22 protein-coding genes and 2 tRNA genes are annotated in these 19373 nt (G+C 66.6%); 9 read left to right on the top strand and 15 right to left on the bottom strand.

The window, feature by feature from the left end:
* Nucleotide 1: 1 nt before the first annotated feature.
* Nucleotides 2-832 carry a class E sortase gene (locus tag BGO91_RS02295; RefSeq protein WP_290471263.1) on the bottom strand — a complete coding sequence of 277 codons (831 nt, stop codon included), beginning with the start codon at nt 830-832 and terminating at the stop codon, nt 2-4.
* A 64-nt stretch (nt 833-896) separates the two neighbouring features.
* Here BGO91_RS02295 and BGO91_RS02300 point away from each other — a divergent pair, with 64 nt between their 5' ends.
* Nucleotides 897-1148: a cell division protein CrgA gene (locus BGO91_RS02300; RefSeq protein WP_290471264.1), complete on the top strand. Its 252-nt coding sequence runs from the start codon at nt 897-899 to the stop codon at nt 1146-1148.
* A 234-nt stretch (nt 1149-1382) separates the two neighbouring features.
* Here BGO91_RS02300 and BGO91_RS02305 read toward each other — a convergent pair whose 3' ends face one another.
* The gene (locus tag BGO91_RS02305) at nt 1383-2219 is read right to left on the bottom strand and encodes a rhomboid family intramembrane serine protease (protein WP_290471265.1); all 837 of its coding nucleotides are present in this window, start codon (nt 2217-2219) and stop codon (nt 1383-1385) included.
* Nucleotides 2220-2242: 23 nt separating this feature from the next.
* A complete protein-coding gene (locus BGO91_RS02310) occupies nt 2243-2782 on the bottom strand; it encodes a peptidylprolyl isomerase (protein ID WP_290471266.1) in 540 nt (179 codons plus the stop codon).
* Between the two features lie 125 nt (nt 2783-2907).
* Between BGO91_RS02310 and BGO91_RS02315 the strand changes: the two genes are divergently transcribed.
* Both BGO91_RS02315 and BGO91_RS02320 read left to right on the top strand, forming a co-directional pair.
* The gene (locus BGO91_RS02315) at nt 2908-3462 is read left to right on the top strand and encodes a hypothetical protein (RefSeq protein ID WP_290471267.1); all 555 of its coding nucleotides are present in this window, start codon (nt 2908-2910) and stop codon (nt 3460-3462) included.
* 101 nt (nt 3463-3563) lie between these two features.
* The gene (locus BGO91_RS02320) at nt 3564-3764 is read left to right on the top strand and encodes a PspC domain-containing protein (protein WP_290471268.1); all 201 of its coding nucleotides are present in this window, start codon (nt 3564-3566) and stop codon (nt 3762-3764) included.
* Nucleotides 3765-3788: 24 nt separating this feature from the next.
* Here the strand turns inward: BGO91_RS02320 and BGO91_RS02325 are convergent, their stop codons facing one another.
* Nucleotides 3789-4205 (bottom strand): NUDIX hydrolase, encoded by a 417-nt coding sequence (locus BGO91_RS02325; protein ID WP_290471269.1) that lies wholly within the window; start codon nt 4203-4205, stop codon nt 3789-3791.
* Nucleotides 4206-4252: 47 nt separating this feature from the next.
* On the opposite strand from BGO91_RS02325, the gene BGO91_RS02330 reads away from it, so the two are divergent.
* Entirely contained in the window at nt 4253-5116 is an 864-nt protein-coding gene (locus BGO91_RS02330) for a DNA-formamidopyrimidine glycosylase family protein (RefSeq protein ID WP_290471270.1), read from the top strand.
* Nucleotides 5117-5131: 15 nt separating this feature from the next.
* Here the strand turns inward: BGO91_RS02330 and BGO91_RS02335 are convergent, their stop codons facing one another.
* Entirely contained in the window at nt 5132-5563 is a 432-nt protein-coding gene (locus tag BGO91_RS02335) for a rhodanese-like domain-containing protein (protein WP_290471271.1), read from the bottom strand.
* Between the two features lie 93 nt (nt 5564-5656).
* On the opposite strand from BGO91_RS02335, the gene BGO91_RS02340 reads away from it, so the two are divergent.
* On the top strand, nt 5657-6130 hold the full coding sequence (locus BGO91_RS02340; RefSeq protein ID WP_290471272.1) for an Lrp/AsnC family transcriptional regulator: 474 nt from the start codon (nt 5657-5659) through the stop codon (nt 6128-6130).
* Here the strand turns inward: BGO91_RS02340 and BGO91_RS02345 are convergent.
* From BGO91_RS02345 to dnaA, 10 genes are all read right to left on the bottom strand, one after another.
* Nucleotides 6121-6193: transfer RNA gene (locus tag BGO91_RS02345), tRNA-Ala, on the bottom strand. The two genes, BGO91_RS02340 and BGO91_RS02345, sit on opposite strands and share 10 nt — an antisense overlap.
* Nucleotides 6194-6204: 11 nt before the next feature.
* Nucleotides 6205-6281: transfer RNA gene (locus BGO91_RS02350), tRNA-Ile, on the bottom strand.
* Between the two features lie 67 nt (nt 6282-6348).
* Nucleotides 6349-6762, bottom strand: a complete 414-nt coding sequence (locus BGO91_RS02355; protein ID WP_021763537.1) for a DUF3566 domain-containing protein — start codon at nt 6760-6762, stop codon at nt 6349-6351.
* Nucleotides 6752-9313, bottom strand: coding sequence for a DNA gyrase subunit A (gene gyrA, locus BGO91_RS02360; RefSeq protein WP_290471273.1), 2562 nt, complete (start codon nt 9311-9313; stop codon nt 6752-6754). Before gyrA ends, BGO91_RS02355 begins: the two co-directional genes overlap by 11 nt.
* Nucleotides 9314-9344: 31 nt before the next feature.
* A complete protein-coding gene (gene gyrB / locus BGO91_RS02365) occupies nt 9345-11366 on the bottom strand; it encodes a DNA topoisomerase (ATP-hydrolyzing) subunit B (RefSeq protein ID WP_290471274.1) in 2022 nt (673 codons plus the stop codon).
* A 123-nt stretch (nt 11367-11489) separates the two neighbouring features.
* On the bottom strand, nt 11490-11981 hold the full coding sequence (locus BGO91_RS02370; protein WP_290471275.1) for a DciA family protein: 492 nt from the start codon (nt 11979-11981) through the stop codon (nt 11490-11492).
* Entirely contained in the window at nt 11974-13140 is a 1167-nt protein-coding gene (recF, locus tag BGO91_RS02375) for a DNA replication/repair protein RecF (RefSeq protein ID WP_290471276.1), read from the bottom strand. The genes BGO91_RS02370 and recF overlap by 8 nt, the downstream gene beginning before the upstream one ends.
* 14 nt (nt 13141-13154) lie before the next feature.
* Nucleotides 13155-14042, bottom strand: a complete 888-nt coding sequence (gene gnd / locus BGO91_RS02380) for a phosphogluconate dehydrogenase (NAD(+)-dependent, decarboxylating) (RefSeq protein WP_290471277.1) — start codon at nt 14040-14042, stop codon at nt 13155-13157.
* Between the two features lie 36 nt (nt 14043-14078).
* On the bottom strand, nt 14079-15224 hold the full coding sequence (gene dnaN / locus BGO91_RS02385) for a DNA polymerase III subunit beta (RefSeq protein ID WP_290471278.1): 1146 nt from the start codon (nt 15222-15224) through the stop codon (nt 14079-14081).
* A 426-nt stretch (nt 15225-15650) separates the two neighbouring features.
* The gene (gene dnaA, locus BGO91_RS02390) at nt 15651-17075 is read right to left on the bottom strand and encodes a chromosomal replication initiator protein DnaA (RefSeq protein WP_290471279.1); all 1425 of its coding nucleotides are present in this window, start codon (nt 17073-17075) and stop codon (nt 15651-15653) included.
* Between the two features lie 453 nt (nt 17076-17528).
* On the opposite strand from dnaA, the gene rpmH reads away from it, so the two are divergent.
* From rpmH to yidC, 4 genes are read left to right on the top strand one after another with little or no spacing between them, the layout of a single operon-like run.
* On the top strand, nt 17529-17666 hold the full coding sequence (gene rpmH, locus BGO91_RS02395) for a 50S ribosomal protein L34 (RefSeq protein WP_021763546.1): 138 nt from the start codon (nt 17529-17531) through the stop codon (nt 17664-17666).
* Nucleotides 17667-17675: 9 nt separating this feature from the next.
* Entirely contained in the window at nt 17676-18044 is a 369-nt protein-coding gene (gene rnpA / locus BGO91_RS02400; protein WP_290471280.1) for a ribonuclease P protein component, read from the top strand.
* A 17-nt stretch (nt 18045-18061) separates the two neighbouring features.
* The gene (gene yidD / locus BGO91_RS02405; protein WP_290471281.1) at nt 18062-18388 is read left to right on the top strand and encodes a membrane protein insertion efficiency factor YidD; all 327 of its coding nucleotides are present in this window, start codon (nt 18062-18064) and stop codon (nt 18386-18388) included.
* A 9-nt stretch (nt 18389-18397) separates the two neighbouring features.
* Nucleotides 18398-19372 carry a membrane protein insertase YidC gene (yidC, locus tag BGO91_RS02410; RefSeq protein ID WP_290471282.1) on the top strand — a complete coding sequence of 325 codons (975 nt, stop codon included), beginning with the start codon at nt 18398-18400 and terminating at the stop codon, nt 19370-19372.
* The last annotated feature ends 1 nt before the right edge of the window (nt 19373 follow it).

The raw sequence follows: 19373 nt of genomic DNA on the forward strand, positions 1-19373 counted from the left end.
GTCAGCCTCCCTGACTCGTGTTCAGGACGCCGGCGAGCTCGCTGGGCACGTCCTGCGGCGGGGCGTAGTTGTCGAAGACGTTGTAGGCGATGAGTCGCTCCCCGGCCGCGAACGGCGGGTTGCACGTGGTGATCGTCATGAGCCGCTCGGTGGGCGTCGCCTCGGGCTGGCGCGGCACCGGCAGCAGCACCTGGACGGCGGAGGGCTGCACGTACTCGAAGTTGCGGAAGGTGTAGGTGTACCAGCCGTCCTTCGTCTGCACGTAGATGCGGTCGCCGATGTGCAGCTTGGAGAGGTCGATGAACGTGTTGCCCCAGCCGCTGTCGTGTCCGGCGACGGCGAAGTTGCCGACCTGCCCGGGCATCTGGGTGTCCGCGTAGTGGCCGACGCCGGCGGTGTAGCTGTTGAGCACCTTCTCCACGTCGACGGTCTGGCGGATCGTGCGCTTCCAGTCGGGGCCGAGGCGCGGGATGTAGATGACCGCGAACGCCTCGTAGTCGGCCGGCTGCGCCATGACCGGGATGTTCGTGACGCCCGAGGCGTCCGGCGTCGGGGTCGGTCGCGGCGCCTTGATCGCGTCGTCGATCCACTTCTGGCTCTGGGTCGCGGCCGCGGAGCTCTGCTGGCTGTCGACGACGAGGTTGTTCCACCACATCTGCCACCCGAGGAAGAGCAGGACGAGCACGCCCGCGGTGATCAGCAGCTCGCCGAGAACCCCGACCACGGTCGGGCGGCGCGGGGGCTTGCGGGCCTTCGCCGGCTTCTGACTCCGGCCGTCACGCCGCTCGGCGCCACGCGGGCGTCGCAGTTCGGGTTCGGTCGGGTCGGCCATATGACAGATTCTAAGAGGAAAAGCTGGCGGAACCCTCAGACCGGTCCCGCTACACTGTGGTGCTATGGCACGCAGCAAGTCGAAGATCAAGCCCGAGCGCCCCGCGCGGACCGCCGCCGCCTCCGGTGAGGAGGCGCCCAACCCCGTCTGGTTCAAGCCGGTCATGTTCGGCTTCATGCTGCTCGGGCTGGTCTGGATCATCGTCTTCTACGTGAGCCAGAACGAGTACCCGATCCCGGCCCTCGGCGCCTGGAACATCCTCGTCGGCTTCGGCATCGCCTTCATCGGCTTCCTCATGACCACCAGGTGGCGTTGACGCCCCTCCCCTGCACTGACGCTGCGCGTCGAGAAGCCCGGTCCGTCGAGGACCGGGCTTCTTTCGTTTCCACAGTTGTCCACAGCCTGTTATCCACACTGAGGACAACTCGACGGGGGCCGTTCTCCCCAGTGTTAATAAGCCTGTGGAGAGTTACACGGGTGTAATTATCCCCACTGTTAACAACCCTGTGGATAACTTATCCACGCCTTGTGGGCGCCTGGGGAAACCGGCTCAGAGGAAGCGGATCAGGCTCAGTGCGATCAGCAGGACGCTCAGGACGATGACGAGCGGCAGCTGGAGCGCGCGCCGCGAGGCCCTGCGCGTCTCCACGTAGATCAGGCCCACCAGCACACCGCCGATCAGGCCGCCGACGTGCGCCTGCCAGGCGATGTTGAGCCCGGGGAGGAAGCCGATGCCGATGTTGAGCGCGACCAGGACGAGGATCTGCGTGGCATTGCCGCCCAGTCGTCGTTGGATGATGAAAAACGCGCCGAACATGCCGAAGATCGCACCCGACGCGCCCACCACGGGCTGCAACGGGTTGCCCAGCAGCAGCACGCCCACCGAGCCGGCGAACCCGCTGATCAGGAACAGCCCGAGGAAGCGCAGCCGGCCGAGCATCGGCTCGAGGATGCTGCCGAAGATCCACAGCGTGTACATGTTCAGCAGGATGTGAATGATGCTCGCGTGCGCGAACACCGAGGTCAGCATCCGCCACGGCTCGAACGCACGCGGATCGGAGTACACGCCCGCGTACTGGATCGCCTGCGTGACCTGCGTGCCGATCACCGGCAGCGACTGGAGGATGAACACCACCACGCACACCGCGATGATCGCGTAGGTGACGACCGGCGCTCCCGCACCCGTCAGGCGCGGGATCCAGGCCGGCTTGGTCTTGGGCGCGGTGGCGCGCTGCTCGGCCATGCACTCCGGGCAGACGAATCCGACCGCGCCGGGTGTCTGGCACTCACCGCAGATCGTGCGCCCGCACCGCTGGCACAGCACGTAGCTGACGCGATCGGGGTGGCGGTAGCAGTAGCTCGCTCGCGCGTCGACGGGCTGAGACATTCTTCCGACTCGCCCGTCCGGTCTCAGACCTGCTCGATCTCGACCGACTCGATGACGACGTCGTCGAGCGGCCGGTCACGGGCGTCCGTCGGGACCTCGGCCAGCTTGTCGACGATCTTGCGCGACGCGTCGTCGGCGACCTCGCCGAAGATGGAGTGCTTGCCCTGCAGCCACGTGGTCGGGCCGACGGTGATGAAGAACTGCGAGCCGTTGGTGCCGTGCCCGCCCTGGATGCCGGCGTTGGCCATCGCGAGCATGTACGGCTGGGTGAAGTCGAGCTCGGGGCTGATCTCGTCGTCGAACTGGTAGCCCGGTCCGCCGATGCCCTGGCCGAGCGGGTCGCCGCCCTGGATCATGAAGCCCGGGATGATGCGGTGGAAGATCACGCCGTCGTAGAGCGGCGTGCTGGTCTTCTCGCCGGTGGCCGGGTGGGTCCACTCGGTCTCACCGGTCGCCAGGCCGACGAAGTTGCGCACCGTCTTCGGCGCGTGGTTGCCGAAGAGGTTGACCTTGATGTCTCCGTAGTTGGTGTGGAGAGTGGCGACGGCGGTGTGCTTAGACATGACACCAATTCTTGCACAGGGGGTTAGCTGGTGATCGGCAGAGGACTTCACCTCTCGGTCCATCCCCAGCCCTTTCGGTGGCAAGATGGAGACGGTTCGCTATTCCGACGCAATGGAGGTCCAGAATGAGCCTGACACGGAAGCGCAAGAAGGAGCTCAAGCGACTGCGCAGCAGCGCGGAGGAGCTGTGGGGCAAGCAGCAGGAGGTGCTCGCGAACGCGAACGCCGTCGCCGCCGAAGCCCGCAAGCAGGCCGCCTACTACACCCGCGAGGAGATCGCACCGCGCGTCCGTGACGGCTACGACTCCTACGTGCGTCCTGCCGCCCAGACGGCCGCGCACACCGCCGGTCACGTGGCCGGTGTGGCACGCGACCGCATCGTCGGCGATGTGATCCCCGCCGTGGGCTCCGCCGTCGGCACCGCGCTCTCGGTGGTCGACCACGCCCGCGCGGCACGCGCTGCGGCGTTCAACGGCGACTTCACCAAGGCGCGCAAGGAGCTCACCCGCAAGGTGCAGGTCGCTCCGCAGAAGTCCGGCCCGGGCGCCGGCACCGTGATCGCGATCGGCCTCGGGGTCGTCGCGGCCGCCGGGCTGCTCTACGCGGTCTGGCAGACGTTCCGCGCCGACGACGAGCTGTGGGTCGCCGACGAGGAGCCCACCGCTCCCGCTGCGGAGTAGTCCCTCCAACTTGGACGACAATCCACCCCGGGGTTCGCCCCGGGGTGGATTGGGGGGTTTCCCCGATGGTGGGCAGGGCATCGGGACGCGATGCTGGAGTCATGAACATCCTCCAGCGTCCACTTCAGGGCCGTGTCCTCGGCGGCGTCTGCGCCGGGCTGGCGCAGCGGTTCGGGCTCACGCCCACCACGGTCCGCGTGCTCTTCCTGCTGTCGTGCCTACTGCCCGGCCCGCAGTTCATCGCCTACATCGCGATGTGGATCATCATCCCGAGCGAGCGCCGCGACGTCGTCACCGTCTGACGCGGGCGCGTCGTCGGCGTGCGGTCAGCGCAGCCCCGCCATCCCGAGTGCGACGTCGACGAGGTCGACCCGCCGGTTAGGGATGCCCGTCAGCGCGAACCAGGCGGCCTCGTCCGTGGAGCCGTCGAGCTCGTTCCTGAGCTTGCCCCCGGTGACCGAGGCCCGGTAGATGATGCGGAGCGCGTGCAGCGGTCCCGAGTCCGGCGTGAACCTCTGCTCGGCAGGGACGATCTTCGAGTCGATCCCCAGCAGCTCTCCCGCCTGCGCCGCATAGCCGGTCTCCTCGGCGATCTCCCGCACCACGGCGTCCACCGGATCCTCGCCCGGATCGATCCCTCCGCCGGGGAGCGTCCAGCCGGAGCGTCCCCCTTCGTTCCAGTGCGCGAGGAGGATGCGGTCGTTGTCGACGATGACTCCGTATGCCGCAACCCTGATATCCATGCCGACACCCTACTGCCGTTGTCGGAGGAGAAGGGCAGACTGGGGTGGTGCCCGAACTTCCGGAAGTCACAGCACTCGCCGCCGACCTCGACGCGCGACTGGCCGGTCGCGTCATCGACCGACTGAGCATCGTTGCGTTCGCGGCCCTCAAGACGTTCGATCCCCCGGTGGATGCGCTTCACGGGCTGACGATCGCCGGCGTCACCCGGCACGGCAAGTTCCTCGACATCGCGGCCGGCGACCTCCACGTCGTCATCCACCTCGCCCGGGCGGGATGGATCCGCTGGCGGGATGCGCCGCCGCCTCCACCCACCGGGCGTCCCGGGAAGGGGCCGCTCGCCGCACGACTCGTGCTCGACGACGGGACCGGACTCGACATCACCGAGGCCGGCACCAAGAAGAGCCTCTCGATCTCCGTGGTGCGCGACCCGGCCGAGGTCCCGGGCGTCGCACGGCTGGGGCCGGATCCGCTCGACCCCGCCTTCACCCGTGAGGTCTTCGCCGGGATCCTCGCGCAGCAGGGTCGCGCGCAGCTCAAGGGAGTCCTGCGCAACCAGTCCCTGATCGCCGGCATCGGCAACGCCTACTCGGACGAGATCCTGCACGTGGCGAAGATGTCGCCCTTCAAGCCCGCCGCCCTGTCCGAGGACGAGCTCGACCGGCTGTACGCCGCCGTCCAGTCCACCCTCCGCGATGCGCTGGCGAGAGCGGACGGTCTCGCCGCTTCCGAACTCAAGAGCGAGAAGAAGTCCGGCCTGCGCGTTCACGGCCGCACGGGTCAGGCGTGTCCCGTGTGCGGCGACACCATCCGGCAGGTGATCTTCGCCGACTCCACCCTGCAGTACTGCCCGACCTGTCAGACCGGCGGCAAGCCGCTCGCCGACCGCGTGCTGTCCCGGCTGCTCAAGTAGCGGCCCGCTCCGGACTCAGCACGCGCAGCTGACCCCGTCGACCGGAGCGGTCAGCGGGTCCGCGGCACGCGTCACCACCCCGTGGTCGTCCTCGACCGGGAAACCTTCGCGCGCCCAGTACTCGAACCCGCCGATCATCTCGCGCACCTCGTAGCCGAGCAGACTGAAGGCGAGCGCCGCCTTCGTCGACCCGTTGCAGCCCGGACCCCAGCAGTAGACGACGACCGGTGTCCCGGCCGGCACGAGGTCCGCTGCCCGTCCGGCGATCTCGGCCGTCGGCAGGTGGAGGGCGCCGACCGCGCGTCCTTGCCGCCACGCCTCCTCGCCTCGGCTGTCGATCAGGACGAACGTCTCGCCGGCCTCCTGCGCCGAACGGACGTCGGAGGGGTCGGTCTCGAAGCGGAGCTTGGCGGCGAAGTGGCGGGATGCCTCTGAGCTGTCGGTCATGCACACCACGTTAGAGAAGCGGATCCGCGATCTGAACAGACGATCCACGGCGTTCGGCCGGGATCACCGGGTTTCCCGTGGCAGAATCGCGCCATGTCCGCGAATCCCCCATTCACCGCCGACGCCGTCGATCGCGCTCTCCTCGCCGAGCTGCAACGCGACGGCCGCCAGTCGATCGCCGAACTCGCCCGCACTGTCCACATGTCGGGCAGCGCAGTCGCCGAGCGGGTCCGCCGGCTCGAGGAGGCCGGCGTCATCGGCGGCTATCGCGCGGTCGTCGATCCCGAGCGACTGGGCTACGGCATCCTCGCGTTCCTCCGGCTGCGCTATCCCAGCAGCGTCTACGGCCCGCTGCACGAGGTCCTCGCCGAGACGCCCGAGGTGGTGGAGGCGCACCACGTCACGGGAGACGACTGCTTCATCCTGAAGGTCGTGGCGACATCGATGCGGCACCTGGAGCACGTGAGCGGGAAGATCGGGACACTCGGCAGCGTGACGACGAGCGTCTCGTACTCGAGTCCGTTCCCGACGCGGGCGATCGTGCCGCCGGCTGAGGGTGGAGCCTAGGAGATTCGAACTCCTGACATCCTGCTTGCAAAGCAGGCGCTCTACCAACTGAGCTAAGGCCCCGGGAGGGTGAATGGTGGGGATACGAGGACTTGAACCTCGGACCTCTTCGTTATCAGCGAAGCGCTCTAACCGCCTGAGCTATATCCCCGAATGGGCAACAGATTAGAGGGTACCTGATCTGTCACCGCAAACGAAATCGAGTGGGGCTCGATCCGTCAGTTGTTGGTGAAGCCGACGAGCAGGCCGCCGGTGATCTTCACGGAAAGGTTGTAGAGGAGCGCGAAGACCGCGCCGAGAGCGGTGACCACGACGATGTCGAGGACGGCCACCACGAGCGAGAAGCCCATCACCTGGCCGAGGCCGAGCACGGCGCGCAGGTCGCCGCCTCCGGCTCCGGAGATGTCCTTGACCAGGCTGTTCACCTGATCGAAGATGCCGGTGCGGTCGAGCACCGTCCAGATCAGGAAGGTCCCGACCACCGCGATGATCGCGAGGCAGATGCCGGCGAGGAACGAGAGCTTCACGGTCGACCAGAAGTCGATGTACACCAGCTTGAGCCGCACCTGCTTGGAGGATGCGGGCCGGCGCGACGACTTCTTGGCCAGTTTCTCGGCGACGCTACTGCTCATCTACGGTCTCTTCCTTCCCGACGGCCTCCGATTCTGACCCATCAGGCTGGTCATCCGCTGGATCCTGCGAATCGAGGTTTCGTTCGGTGTTCTTTGCCAGAGCGATGATCTTGTCGGTCTCGGCGAAACGTGCAAAGACGACACCCATGGTGTCGCGGCCCTTGGCAGGTACCTCGGCCACGGCAGAGCGTACCACCTTGCCGCTGGCAAGAACCACCAAGACCTCGTCGTCCTCGTCCACGATCAGAGCACCCACGAGATCGCCTCGATCGTCGCTCAGCTTGGCCACCTTGATGCCCAGACCACCGCGCCCCTGGAGGCGGTACTGGTCGGCGGAGGTGCGCTTGGCGTAGCCTCCCTCGGTCACCACGAAGACGTAGCCCTCATCCGAGACGACGGACGCGTCGAGCAGGCTGTCCTCGCCGCGGAAGTGCATCCCGATCACGCCGGAGGTGGAGCGGCCCATGGGGCGCAGCGCCTCGTCGCTGGCGGTGAAGCGGATCGACATGCCCTTGCGCGAGACGAGCAGCAGGTCGGAGTCCTCCTCCACGAGCAGGGCCGAGACGAGCTCGTCCTCCTCGCGGAGCTTGATCGCGATGATGCCGCCGGAGCGGTTGGTGTCGTACTCGCTCAGCGCGGTCTTCTTGATGAGGCCGTCGCGGGTCGCGAGCACCAGGTACTTCGCGGCCTCGTAGTCCCGGATGTCCAGGATCTCGGCGATCTCCTCGTCCGGCTGCATCGCGAGCAGGTTGGCGACGTGCTGACCCTTCGCGTCGCGACCGGCCTCCTGCACCTCGTACGCCTTGGCGCGGTAGACGCGGCCCTTGTTCGTAAAGAAGAGGAGCCAGTGGTGCGTCGTCGTCACGAAGAAGTGATCGACGACGTCCTCGCCGCGCAGCTGGGCGCCCTTGACGCCCTTGCCGCCGCGGTGCTGCGACCGGTAGTTGTCGCTGCGGGTGCGCTTGATGTAGCCGCCGCGGGTGACGGTGACCACCATCTCCTCTTCGGGGATGAGATCCTCGACGCTCATGTCGCCGTCGAAGCCGAACATGATCTCGGTGCGGCGGTCGTCGCCGAAGCGATCGACGATCTCGGTGAGCTCCTCGCTGACGATCGTGCGCTGACGCGTCGGGTCCTCGAGGATGGCCTTGAGCTCGGCGATCTCGAGCTCGATCTGGTCGTGCTCCTCGATGATCTTCTGACGCTCGAGGGCGGCGAGACGGCGCAGCTGCATGGTCAGGATCGCGTCGGCCTGGATGTCGTCGACGTCGAGCAGGGTCTTCAGACCCTCCCGCGCGTCCTCGACGGTGGGCGACCGGCGGATGAGGGCGATGACCTCGTCGAGCGCGTCGAGCGCCTTGAGGTAGCCGCGCAGGATATGCGCCCGCTCCTCCTTCTTGCGCAGCCGGTACCGGGTGCGCCGGACGATGACCTCGATCTGGTGGTCGACCCAGGCGGTGATGAAGCCGTCGAGCGCGAGCGTGCGCGGGACGTTGTCCACGATCGCCAGCATGTTCGCGCCGAAGTTCTCCTGCAGCTGTGTGTGCTTGTACAGGTTGTTCAGCACGACCTTGGCGACCGCGTCGCGCTTCAGCACGATCACGAGGCGCTGACCGGTGCGGCCCGAGGTCTCGTCGCGGATGTCGGCGATGCCGCCGACGCGGCCGTCCTTCACCAGCTCCGCGATCTTGATCGCGAGGTTGTCCGGGTTCACCTGGTACGGCAGCTCGGTGACGACCAGGCAGACGCGCCCCTGGATCTCCTCGATGCTGACCACCGCGCGCATCGTGATGGAGCCGCGGCCGGTGCGGTAGGTGTCCTGGATGCCCTTGACGCCGAGGATCTGCGCGCCGGTCGGGAAGTCCGGTCCCTTGATCCGCTTGATCAGCTCCTCCAGGAGCTCCTCGCGGGACGCGTCGGGGTTGGCGAGGTGCCAGAGCGCACCGTCCGCGACCTCGCGGAGGTTGTGCGGCGGGATGTTCGTGGCCATGCCGACCGCGATGCCGACCGAGCCGTTGACCAGCAGGTTCGGGAACCGGGCCGGGAGCACGGCCGGCTCCTGGGTGCGGCCGTCGTAGTTGTCCTGGAAGTCGACGGTCTCCTCGTCGATGTCGCGGACCATCTCGAGCGCGAGCGGCGCCATCTTCGTCTCGGTGTATCGCGGGGCCGCGGCGCCGTCGTTGCCCGGCGAGCCGAAGTTGCCCTGGCCGAGCGCGAGCGGGTAGCGGAGGCTCCACGGCTGCACGAGTCGCACGAGCGCGTCGTAGATCGCCGAGTCGCCGTGCGGATGGAACTGGCCCATCACGTCGCCGACGACGCGGGCGCACTTCGAGAACGCCTTGTCGGGGCGGTACCCGCCGTCGAACATGGCGTAGATCACGCGGCGGTGCACCGGCTTCAGGCCGTCGCGCACCTCCGGGAGCGCGCGGCCCACGATGACGCTCATCGCGTAGTCGAGGTAGGAGCGCTGCATCTCGGACTGCAGGTCGACCTGGTCGATGCGGCCGTGGATGCCGAAACCTGCGCCGGCGGCGGTCTCTTCGTCGGTCACGATGTTCTCTTCTCCCGGGATTCCGGTCTCATCAGATGTCAAGGAAGCGCACGTCCTTCGCGTTCTTCTGGATGAACGAGCGGCGCGATTCGACGTCCTCGCCCATCAGGGTGGCGAAGATCTCGTCGGCCGCGGCCGCATCGTCGAGCGTCACCTGGAGCAGCGTGCGCGACTCCGGGTTCATGGTGGTCTCCCACAGCTCCTTGTAGTCCATCTCGCCCAGACCCTTGTAGCGCTGCACGCCGTTGTCCTTCGGGATGCGCTTGCCGGCGGCGAGGCCGTCGGCCAGGTACGCGTCGCGCTCCCGGTCGGAGTAGACGTACTGGTGCTCGGCGTTCGACCACTTCAGGCGGTAGAGCGGCGGCTGCGCGAGGTACACGTAGCCGAGGTCGACCAGCGGGCGCATGTAGCGGAACAGCAGGGTGAGCAGCAGCGTGGTGATGTGCTGGCCGTCGACGTCGGCGTCGGCCATGAGCACGATCTTGTGGTACCGCGCCTTCTCGGGGTTGAAGTCCTCGCCGATGCCGGCGCCGAACGCCGTGATCATCGCCTGCACCTCGTTGTTGGCGAGGGCGCGGTCGAGCCGGGCCTTCTCGACGTTCAGGATCTTGCCGCGCAGCGGGAGGATCGCCTGCGTCTCGGGGTTTCGGCCCTGCACGGCGGAGCCGCCGGCCGAGTCGCCCTCGACGATGAAGATCTCGGAGACCGTCGGGTCCTTCGACTGGCAGTCCTTGAGCTTGCCGGGCATTCCGCCGCTCTCGAGGAGTCCCTTGCGCCGTGCGGTCTCGCGCGCCTTGCGGGCGGCGAGACGAGCGGTCGCGGCCTGCAGAGCCTTGCGGATGATGTCCTTGGCCTGGTTCGGGTTGCGGTCGAACCAGTCGCCCAGCTGGTCGCCGACGACCTTCTGCACGAACGCCTTGGCCTCCGTGTTGCCGAGCTTGGTCTTGGTCTGGCCCTCGAACTGCGGCTCGGACAGCTTCACGGACACGACCGCGGTCAGACCCTCGCGCACGTCGTCGCCGGAGAGGTTGTCGTCCTTCTCCTTGAGGATGTTCTTCTCGCGGGCGTACTTGTTGACGAGGGTCGTCAGCGCAGCGCGGAATCCTTCCTCGTGCGTGCCTCCCTCGTGCGTGTTGATCGTATTCGCGTAGGTGAAGACGCTCTCGTTGTAGCTCGTGGTCCACTGCATGGCCACCTCGAGTGCGATCTTGCGCTCGGTGTCCTCGGACTCGAACGAGATGATCTCGTCGTGCACGACCTCCGCCTTCTTGGCGGAGTTGAGGTAGTGGACGTAGTCGGTGAGGCCCTGCTCGTAGAGGAACACCTCGCTGCGCGGGGTGAACTCCTCGGCGACCTCGCCGTCGACGACCTCGCCCTCGACGGGCTCGACCTCGCCGAGATCGCTCCGCTCGTCGGTGATCGCGATGCGCAGTCCCTTGTTCAGGAACGCCATCTGCTGGAACCGCGTGCGCAGCGTGTCGTAGTCGAAGACCGTGGTCTCGAACGTCTCGGCGCTGGGCCAGAACGTGATCGTCGTGCCCGTGCGGTCGGATGCCTCGCCCTGCTCGAGCGGTGCCTGCGGCACACCGTCGCGGTAGCTCTGCCGCCAGACCGAGCCCTGCCGGTAGACCTCGATGTCGAGTCGCGACGAGAGCGCGTTGACTACCGAGCTGCCGACGCCGTGCAGACCGCCGGAGACCGCGTAACCGCCGCCGCCGAACTTGCCGCCGGCGTGCAGGATGGTGAGCACGACCTCCACGGTCGACTTCTTCTGCACGGGGTGCTCGTCGACCGGGATGCCACGGCCGTTGTCGACGACGCGCACGGCGCCGTCGGGGAGGATGGTCACCTCGATGTTGTCGGCGTGCCCCGCGAGCGCCTCGTCGACGGAGTTGTCGACGATCTCGTAGACGAGGTGGTGGAGACCTCGTGGACCGGTGGAGCCGATGTACATTCCGGGTCGCTTGCGGACCGCTTCGAGACCCTCGAGGACCTGGATCTCATTCGCGCCGTACTCGTGATCCGTCTCGGCGCTGTTCGGTTCCGTCGTCATATGAAATTAGGCTCCTGACCGCACTCAACAGTGACTCTCCATTCTACCAAGAGCCGACTGGAGAAATGGCGGAAAATGCCCTTCTGACGCGTTTTCTTCGCTCGGTCTACCTCTTTTGTGCACTCAGCCGTAAGTATCGCGTGGGCCGCGCCCTGGAATCGACCTGGGACCGCGTTTCCAGGTGGGGGCGTCCGGCCCTTGAAAGCGGATCGACTGGATGTCCGCGTCGGGAAACCTCTCGCCGATGCGCACGAGCAGTTCCGAGCGCATCATGCGCAGCTGTGTCGCCCACGCCGTCGACTCGCAGCGCACCACCAGCACGCCGTCCGTGATGGCGTCCGGGATGGCGTGCTTGGCCGTCTCCTCGCCGGCCAGATCGCGCCATCCTTCGAGGAGGTCGGACTGGGCGAGCGCGGAGGTCCAGCCGAGCTGCGATGCGAGGGCGTCGACCACGTCGCCGAGCCCGCGGGGGTCGCGGCCCGCGGTGAACGGCTTGCTCCCGCCGACCTCATCGGGGCGCACGCGAGTGCGGCGGCGCGACGCGGTCCCGGTGAAGAGCTCCTTCATCCGGAGGTAGACGATGCTCGCCTCGGTGGGGCCGGTGCGCTCAGGCATCCGTGGCCTCCACCACCGCCCCGGCCTCGATCCGGACCGTGTGGGCGGCGAGCTCGGGAGGCACGTCGTCGAGCACCGCGGCCGTGATGAGCACCTGCTCGTAACCGGCTACGGCGGTTGCAAGCATCCGCCGGCGGGCCTGGTCGAGCTCGGCGAAGACGTCGTCGAGGATGAGCACCGGGTCTCCGGTGCTGGACTCGTGCCGCAGGAGCTCGGCCGACGCCAGCTTGAGCGCGAGGGCGAACGACCAGGACTCGCCGTGGCTCGCGTATCCCTTGGCCGGCAGGCCGTTGAGCTCGAAAAGGACGTCGTCGCGATGCGGGCCGACCAGGGTCAGACCGCGCTCGAGCTCCTTGGGCCGCACGTCCGCGAGCCCCTGCCGGAAGACGGTGGCGGTGTCGACACCGGATGAGTCGGTTACCGGCTCCGCGTCGTCATCGTCGTCGTCCTCCACGTGCGCACCGCGGATCGTCAGCTGCGGCAGCAGGCGCGGGTGGTGGTCGTCGCCGGCGACGGAGCGGTAGGCGGAGACGAGCGGGTCGCTGAGCCGGGCGACCAGATCCAGGCGCGCGTCGATCAGCTCGGAACCGAGCGCCACCAGGCGGTCGTCCCAGATGTCGAGCGTCCCGAGCTGGTCCGCCTTGATCCGGGAGGCGCGGGCCGACTTCAGCAGGGTGTTGCGCTGCTTGAGCACGCGCTCGTAGTCGGCGATCACCGCCGCGTACCGGGGATTGCGCTGGATCAGGAGTTGATCGAGAAACCGGCGCCGGATGCCCGGTTCGCCGCGCACGAGGGCGAGATCCTCCGGAGCGAAGAGCACACTCGAGAAGTAGCGCGGCAGTTCGCGCGGCTTGATGGCGCCGCGGTTGACCTGCGCGCGGTTGGGTGAGCTCCGGTTGAGCTGCACCTCCACGAGGAGCTCGCGCCCCTCGTGCTGGATCCGGGAGCGGACGATCGCAGCGTCCGCCCCCTTGCGGATCATGGCCTGGTCGCTCGACACCCGATGCGACCCGAGGGTGCTCAGGTAGCCGAGCGACTCGACCAGATTCGTCTTTCCCTGGCCGTTGCGGCCGACGAAGAGATTCGCGCCGGCCGCGAACGGCACTTCCGCGGTGCGGTAGTTGCGGAAGTCGGTCAGGGAGAGATGTGTAACTCGCACAGAGGGTTAGCTCGTCAGTCGACGGCCTTCACCGCGTGGCCGCCGAACTGGTTGCGCAGCGCGGCGACGGCCTTCATGGCGGGCGAGTCCGTCTGACGGGAGACGAAGCGGGCGAAGATCGAGGCGCTGATCGTCGGCACGGGGACGGCGTTGTTGAGCGCCTCCTCCACGGTCCAGCGACCCTCGCCCGAGTCCTGGACGAAGCCTTCGATGTGCTCGAACTCCGGGTCCTGCTCGAGCGCGCGCACCAGGAGGTCGAGCAGCCAGGAGCGCACGACGGTGCCGCGCTGCCAGGCCTTGAAGGTGCCGGTGACGTCGTGGATGATGTCCTTGCGCGTGTCCAGCAGCTCGTAGCCCTCGGCGTACGCCTGCATCAGCGCGTACTCGATGCCGTTGTGCACCATCTTCGCGTAGTGGCCGGCGCCCACGTCGCCGACGTGGACGAAGCCCTCCTCGCGCGGACCTTCCGGGCGCAGCGCGTCGAAGACCGGCATGACCCGCTCGACCTGCTCCTTGCTGCCGCCGACCATCAGGCCGTAGCCGTTCTCGAGGCCCCAGATGCCGCCGGAGACGCCGGCGTCCATGAAGTCGATGCCCTTGGGGGCGAGCAGCTCGGCGTGTTTGAAGTCCTCGGTGAAGCGGGAGTTGCCGCCGTCGATGACGAGGTCGCCCTTCTCCAGCAGCGGCTCCAGGTCGCGGATGACGTTATCGGTGATCTCGCCGGCCGGCACCATGACCCAGACCGTGCGCGGCGCGGGGAGCGCGGCGACCAGGTCGGCCAGGGTGGCGACATCCGACACCTCGGGGTTGGTGTCGTAGCCGGTGACCTCGATGTCGTTCTTCTCGAGGCGGGCACGCATGTTGTTGCCCATGCGTCCGAGACCGATGAGGCCGATGTGCATGATTGTCCTTCTTCTCTCGTGGAGTGGGACCGTGTCCTAGCGCAGGAGCAGGTTGGGCTGCAGCAGGTACTTGTAGGAGTCCGAGCCCGCCTGGTCCTTGGAGGTCTGGCTCGTGATGAGCACAGGTCCCGGTTTGTTGGGGTTCTCGGTCTTGGTGAAGGAGATGCGCACGAATTCGGAGTGCACGGCACCGAGACCATCGAGCAGGAACTGCGGCTTCAATGAAACCACGGTCTCCTGGCCTGTGAGGAGAGCGTCGATGCTCTCGGATGCTTGAGCCTGCTCGGAGCCGATCGCTTCCAGCGTCAGTCCGTCGGCGGTGAAGGTGTAGCGGAGCGCGGCCTCGCGCTCCAGCACGAGGGCCACGCGGCGGGTCGCCTCGATGAGCTCGGCGGTGTTGAGCACCGCGTAGTTGTCGACCTGCTCGGGGAAGAGCCGGCGTACGGGCGGGAAGTTGCCCTTGATCAGGAGCGAGGTCACGGTCTTCTTGTCGGCCGTGAACGCGATGAGCTCGCGGTCGTCGCGGTTGGTGATCGAGACGGACACGGTCCCGCTGTGGCCGAACGTCTTGCCGATCTCGGTGAGCGTGCGGGCCGGGACCAGCGCGGTCTGGGTCTCGCCCGAGGTGGTGCCGTTGTCCCAGTCGATCTGGCGGATGGCGACGCGGTAGCGGTCGGTCGCCACGAGGCCGAGCGTGTTGTCGCCCACCTCGAGCTGGACGCCGGTGATGACCGGGGTCACATCGTCGCGCGAGGCTGCGACGCCGACCTGGGCGACCGCCTCCGAGAACTCCTCGGCCGGGACGAGTCCCGCTTCCCCGCTGACCTGGGGGATGCTCGGGTATTCCTCGACGGGCATGGAGAGCAGCGTGAAGTTGGCCGATCCGGCGCGCACGCTGATCTTCGACTCGTCGGTCGAGAACTGCACGGGTGCGTTCGGAAGCTTCGACGCGATCTCGGCCAGGAGGCGACCGGAGACGAGCACGCGGCCCGGCTCCTCCACCTCGGCGGGGATCTGCGTCTGGGCAGAGACCTCGTAGTCGAAGGAGGAGAGCTGGAGGCCCGTGTCGGTCGTCTCGATGAGAACGCCGCTGAGGATGGGCAGTGTCGTCCGCTGCGGAAGGAGCTTCACTGCGAAGGAGACGGCCTCGCTGAAGACATCCCGGTTTGCTTGGAACTTCACGAAGACACCCCTGCCAGCCGACGGATACGGATCGAAAGAATCCTAGCGCTTGCCCTCTGGGCGCGAAGTTGTCATTCGATCGAGCGCTTGAGGTTGTCGACCGGCCTTAACTGAGAAGAGTTAATCATTAATCGTGTTAACCGCTGTGGAAACTGTGGATAACTCTGTTGAGACCAGGAAATCACAGGGAACCGCGGGGGCTCGCCCTGTTGATGACCTGAGGAATCCGCTTGTTCACAAGCCGGACGGCCGATCGCGCTCCGAGGCGCTTTTCACAGGCCCGAGGCGTTCGTCCCCATTAATCGGCGGAGTTTCCGTAACTTCTCCACAAGTTATCCACACGTGTTAATAACGATCTCTCCCCACTCTGGGGATGAAATTGTGGATAACCGATCCGACCTCGACGGCGTGGCGCGCGTCCGAGGGCTACTTCCCGTAGCGGTGGTTCTGCTTGATCCGGCTGGTCAACTCGGTGACCTGGTTGTAGATCGAGCGCCGCTCCTTCATGAGCTCGCTGATCTTCTTGTTGGCGTACATCACCGTGGTGTGGTCGCGGCCGCCGAACAGCTGGCCGATCTTCGGCAGGGAGAGGTTCGTCAGCTCACGGCACAGGTACATGGCGATCTGGCGGGCGGTCGCGACGGCCTGCGAGCGGCTGGAGCCATAGAGGTCGTCGACGCTGAGCTTGAAGTACTCGGCGGTGTTGGTGATGATGTCGGTCGGCGCGATCACGTTGTCGTCGTCGAGCGTGATCAGGTCCTTCAGCACCGTCTGCACCAGGGGCATGTCGACCGGGGTGCGGTTGAGGCTCGCGAACGCGGTAACGCGGATGAGCGTCCCCTCCAGTTCGCGGATGTTGCTCGACACCTTCGACGCCATGAACTCGAGGATGTCGTCCGGCACCTGGATCTTCTCGCTCTGCGCCTTCTTGCGCAGGATGGCGATGCGGGTCTCGAGGTCGGGCACCTGGACGTCGGTGATGAGGCCCCACTCGAAGCGCGAGCGCATGCGGTCCTCGAAGCCGGTGAGGTGCTTCGGCGGCAGGTCGCTGGTGATGACCACCTGCTTGTTGTGGTCGTGCAGCGTGTTGAACGTGTGGAAGAACGCCTCCTGCGTCTCGACCGCGCGCTGGAGGAACTGGATGTCGTCGATCAGCAGGATGTCGATGTTGCGGTACCGCGCCTGGAACGAGGAGCCGCGGTTGTTGGCGATCGAGTTGATGAAGTCGTTGGTGAACTCCTCGCTCGACACGTACCGGACGCGGATGCCGGGGTAGAGGCTCATCGCGTAGTGGCCGATGGCGTGGAGGAGGTGCGTCTTGCCGAGCCCGGAATCCCCGTAGATGAAGAGGGGGTTGTACGCCTTGGCGGGGGCTTCGGCCACGGCGACCGCGGCCGCGTGCGCGAATCGGTTCGACTGGCCGATGACGAAGTTGTCGAAGCTGTACTTGGAGTTGAGGCGGGTGTCGCCGTTGCGCGGGGGCGCCGTGATCTCGGTCGGAGGGGAGACCATCGGCGAGGCGTTCTCGAGGTAGGGGGCGGGCTCCGGCTCGACCGGGCCGGCCATCGTCTCCTGCTGGATCTCGGGATTGACGACGATCGCGAAGGTGTTGACGGCGAGGGTCTCGTCGAGGGCGCCGATCGCGCTCAGGAGAGGGACGCGGCTGCGCTGCTCGATCATCCCGCGCGTGAACTCGTTCGGCACCTCCAGATAGAAGGTTCCGGCCATGATGCCCTTGGGCTCGACCAGGCTGAGGAATCCGTAGAGCTGCGGGGTGATGCGGTCGTCCGTCTCGAGCTTTCCCAGCACGGACTGCCATGCCGCAGAAATGGACTCTTCGCCGCCTGCCATCGTTCCCCGTCTTCGTTCTCATGTGGATGCCGTCGCCCGACGGAGACGAGTCGTCCCCCGGAGGGCTCGAGTCAGGCTGCGGCAGATGTGCCGTCGGTGGGTATGCACAGAGTTATCCACTGCCGTGTGTGCAATACCGTAGTGATCCCCGGCCTTTTTGACTCAGGCTGGGGATAACTTTGGTCCTCACGGTAACTTGTCCACAGGTTGTGGATCAAATTCGACTCGTGGAATACGTCGCGGATGCACGGCGCGTCGTCGCGACGGATCCTGCAAATCCCGTGCATAATCAGTGGATTTGACTCGATCGGTTTGACCTCGGTCCTTTATAGGCCGTAGTTTTAATCAGTTGACTTCAGCCGTTCAGGCTGCCCTGAAACTTTTCTGGCCTCCCCGTGCTGGCGATATCCATCAGCACCGGCCTGCGAAGACACCACCACGGAGATAGAGATTATGAGCAAGAGAACGTTCCAGCCGAACAACCGCAAGCGCGCCAAGACCCACGGCTTCCGCCTCCGCATGCGCACGCGTGCCGGCCGCGCCATCCTCTCGGCCCGTCGCTCCAAGGGCCGCGAGAAGCTCTCGGCGTAGTACCGACCGGTGCTCGCGAAAGCCAATCGCATCACGCGGGGGGCGGACTACCGGGCGACGGTGCGCAAGGGTTCCCGCTTCACGGCGGACAACACCATCGCGTACGTCCGTCCGAACGCCGATCCCGACGTGGTGCGATTCGGTTTTATCGTGAGCAAGACGGTCGGTAACGCCGTGCGCCGCAATCTGGTGCGCCGCCGCCTCAAGGCAGCTGCGTACGAGGTGCTCCCGACTCTCCGAGAGAGCGCCGGGACGGTGGGCGGAGTGGACATCGTGATCAGAGCATTACCAGCTTCTGCGGAGGCCCGGTGGGCTACCCTGCACGAAGAGCTCACCCGAGCCGTCAGCCGCTACGTCCGTCGTAGCTCCACCAGATAAAAGGGCAACGTCCGTCCATGTACGCCGCGATCACCGCAGTTCTGCTCGTTCCGCGGAACGTCGCCGTGCTGATCCTGCGGGCGTACCGGGCGGTCATCTCGCCGCTCTACGGAGACGTCTGCCGTTACTACCCGTCGTGCTCGGCCTACACACTCCAGGCCATCCAGCAGCACGGTGTGGTGGTCGGGAGCGTCCTCGGTGTGCGCCGCATCATCCGCTGCCATCCGTGGGCGGCGGGAGGGGTCGATGACGTCCCCGTGAAGAAGCGCCAGCGCTACCGGGTCACTCCGTTCGGATTCGTCGTCGCCACGGGCGGCAGCAGCTTTAGCCAGAGAAGGGCCTAGCAAGCAGACATGGACATCATCGGTACGATCCTCTGGCCCATCAAATGGGTCGTGGAGCTGATCCTGGTCGCCTTCCACTGGCTGTTCTCGCAGATCGGGCTCGACCCGGCCGCGGGACTCACCTGGGTGCTGTCGATCGTGGGACTCACCGTGGTGGTCCGCGCCGCCCTCATCCCGATCTTCGTGCGCCAGATCAAGAACCAGCGCCGCATGCTCGAGGTCGCGCCGCAGCTGAAGAAGATCCAGGACAAGTACAAGGGCAAGAAGGACCAGTTCTCCCGCGAGGCGATGTCGCGCGAGACCATGGAGCTCTACAAGAAGACGGGCACCAACCCGCTCAGCTCCTGCCTCCCGCTGCTGCTGCAGATGCCGATCTTCTTCTCGCTCTTCCAGGTGCTGAACGGCGCCCAGAGCGGCAAGGCAGGCGTCGGCCCGCTCAACGAGACGCTCGCGGTGCAGTTCGGAAACGCGAGCCTGTTCGGCGTCGCTCCCCTGCACCAGAGCTTCCAGGGTGCGATGAACGCGCACCCGCCGCAGGTCGTCGTCATGGTCATCGCGGCCGTGATGGTCGTCCTGATGACCGGTTCGCAGTTCCTCACCCAGCTCCAGATCGTCTCCAAGAACATGTCGCCGGAGACCAAGGCGAGCCCGCAGTTCAAGCAGCAGCGCATCCTGCTCTACCTGCTCCCCTTCGTCTTCCTCTTCTCGGGCTTCGCCTTCCCGCTCGGTGTCATGTTCTACTGGCTGACCTCGAACATCTGGACCATGGGCCAGCAGTTCCTCGTCATCCGCAACATGCCGACCCCCGGGTCGGACGCGGCCAAGGCCCGCGAGGCCCGCCTCGCGAAGAAGGGCAAGCTCGTCGCTCAGGATGGCTCCATCGTGCTGAGCGTCCAGGAGTCCGAGCCCGAGAAGCCCATTACGACTCAGCGCGTTCAGCCCGTGAGCAAGAACCGCGCCAAGAAGCAGGCCGGAAAGAAGTAGG

The sequence above is a fragment of the Leifsonia sp. 71-9 genome (genome assembly GCF_001898805.1).
In the GTDB taxonomy this organism is placed as follows: Bacteria; Actinomycetota; Actinomycetes; order Actinomycetales; family Microbacteriaceae; genus Leifsonia.

Coding starts and splice junctions, on each gene's coding strand:
- BGO91_RS02295 (WP_290471263.1), bottom strand. CDS start 832: ATGGCCGACCCGACCGAACCCGAACTGCGACGCCCGCGTGGCGCCGAG.
- BGO91_RS02300 (WP_290471264.1), top strand. CDS start 897: ATGGCACGCAGCAAGTCGAAGATCAAGCCCGAGCGCCCCGCGCGGACC.
- BGO91_RS02305 (WP_290471265.1), bottom strand. CDS start 2,219: ATGTCTCAGCCCGTCGACGCGCGAGCGAGCTACTGCTACCGCCACCCC.
- BGO91_RS02310 (WP_290471266.1), bottom strand. CDS start 2,782: ATGTCTAAGCACACCGCCGTCGCCACTCTCCACACCAACTACGGAGAC.
- BGO91_RS02315 (WP_290471267.1), top strand. CDS start 2,908: ATGAGCCTGACACGGAAGCGCAAGAAGGAGCTCAAGCGACTGCGCAGC.
- BGO91_RS02320 (WP_290471268.1), top strand. CDS start 3,564: ATGAACATCCTCCAGCGTCCACTTCAGGGCCGTGTCCTCGGCGGCGTC.
- BGO91_RS02325 (WP_290471269.1), bottom strand. CDS start 4,205: ATGGATATCAGGGTTGCGGCATACGGAGTCATCGTCGACAACGACCGC.
- BGO91_RS02335 (WP_290471271.1), bottom strand. CDS start 5,563: ATGACCGACAGCTCAGAGGCATCCCGCCACTTCGCCGCCAAGCTCCGC.
- BGO91_RS02340 (WP_290471272.1), top strand. CDS start 5,657: ATGTCCGCGAATCCCCCATTCACCGCCGACGCCGTCGATCGCGCTCTC.
- BGO91_RS02355 (WP_021763537.1), bottom strand. CDS start 6,762: ATGAGCAGTAGCGTCGCCGAGAAACTGGCCAAGAAGTCGTCGCGCCGG.
- gyrB (WP_290471274.1), bottom strand. CDS start 11,366: ATGACGACGGAACCGAACAGCGCCGAGACGGATCACGAGTACGGCGCG.
- BGO91_RS02370 (WP_290471275.1), bottom strand. CDS start 11,981: ATGCCTGAGCGCACCGGCCCCACCGAGGCGAGCATCGTCTACCTCCGG.
- gnd (WP_290471277.1), bottom strand. CDS start 14,042: ATGCACATCGGCCTCATCGGTCTCGGACGCATGGGCAACAACATGCGT.
- dnaA (WP_290471279.1), bottom strand. CDS start 17,075: ATGGCAGGCGGCGAAGAGTCCATTTCTGCGGCATGGCAGTCCGTGCTG.
- rpmH (WP_021763546.1), top strand. CDS start 17,529: ATGAGCAAGAGAACGTTCCAGCCGAACAACCGCAAGCGCGCCAAGACC.
- yidD (WP_290471281.1), top strand. CDS start 18,062: ATGTACGCCGCGATCACCGCAGTTCTGCTCGTTCCGCGGAACGTCGCC.
- yidC (WP_290471282.1), top strand. CDS start 18,398: ATGGACATCATCGGTACGATCCTCTGGCCCATCAAATGGGTCGTGGAG.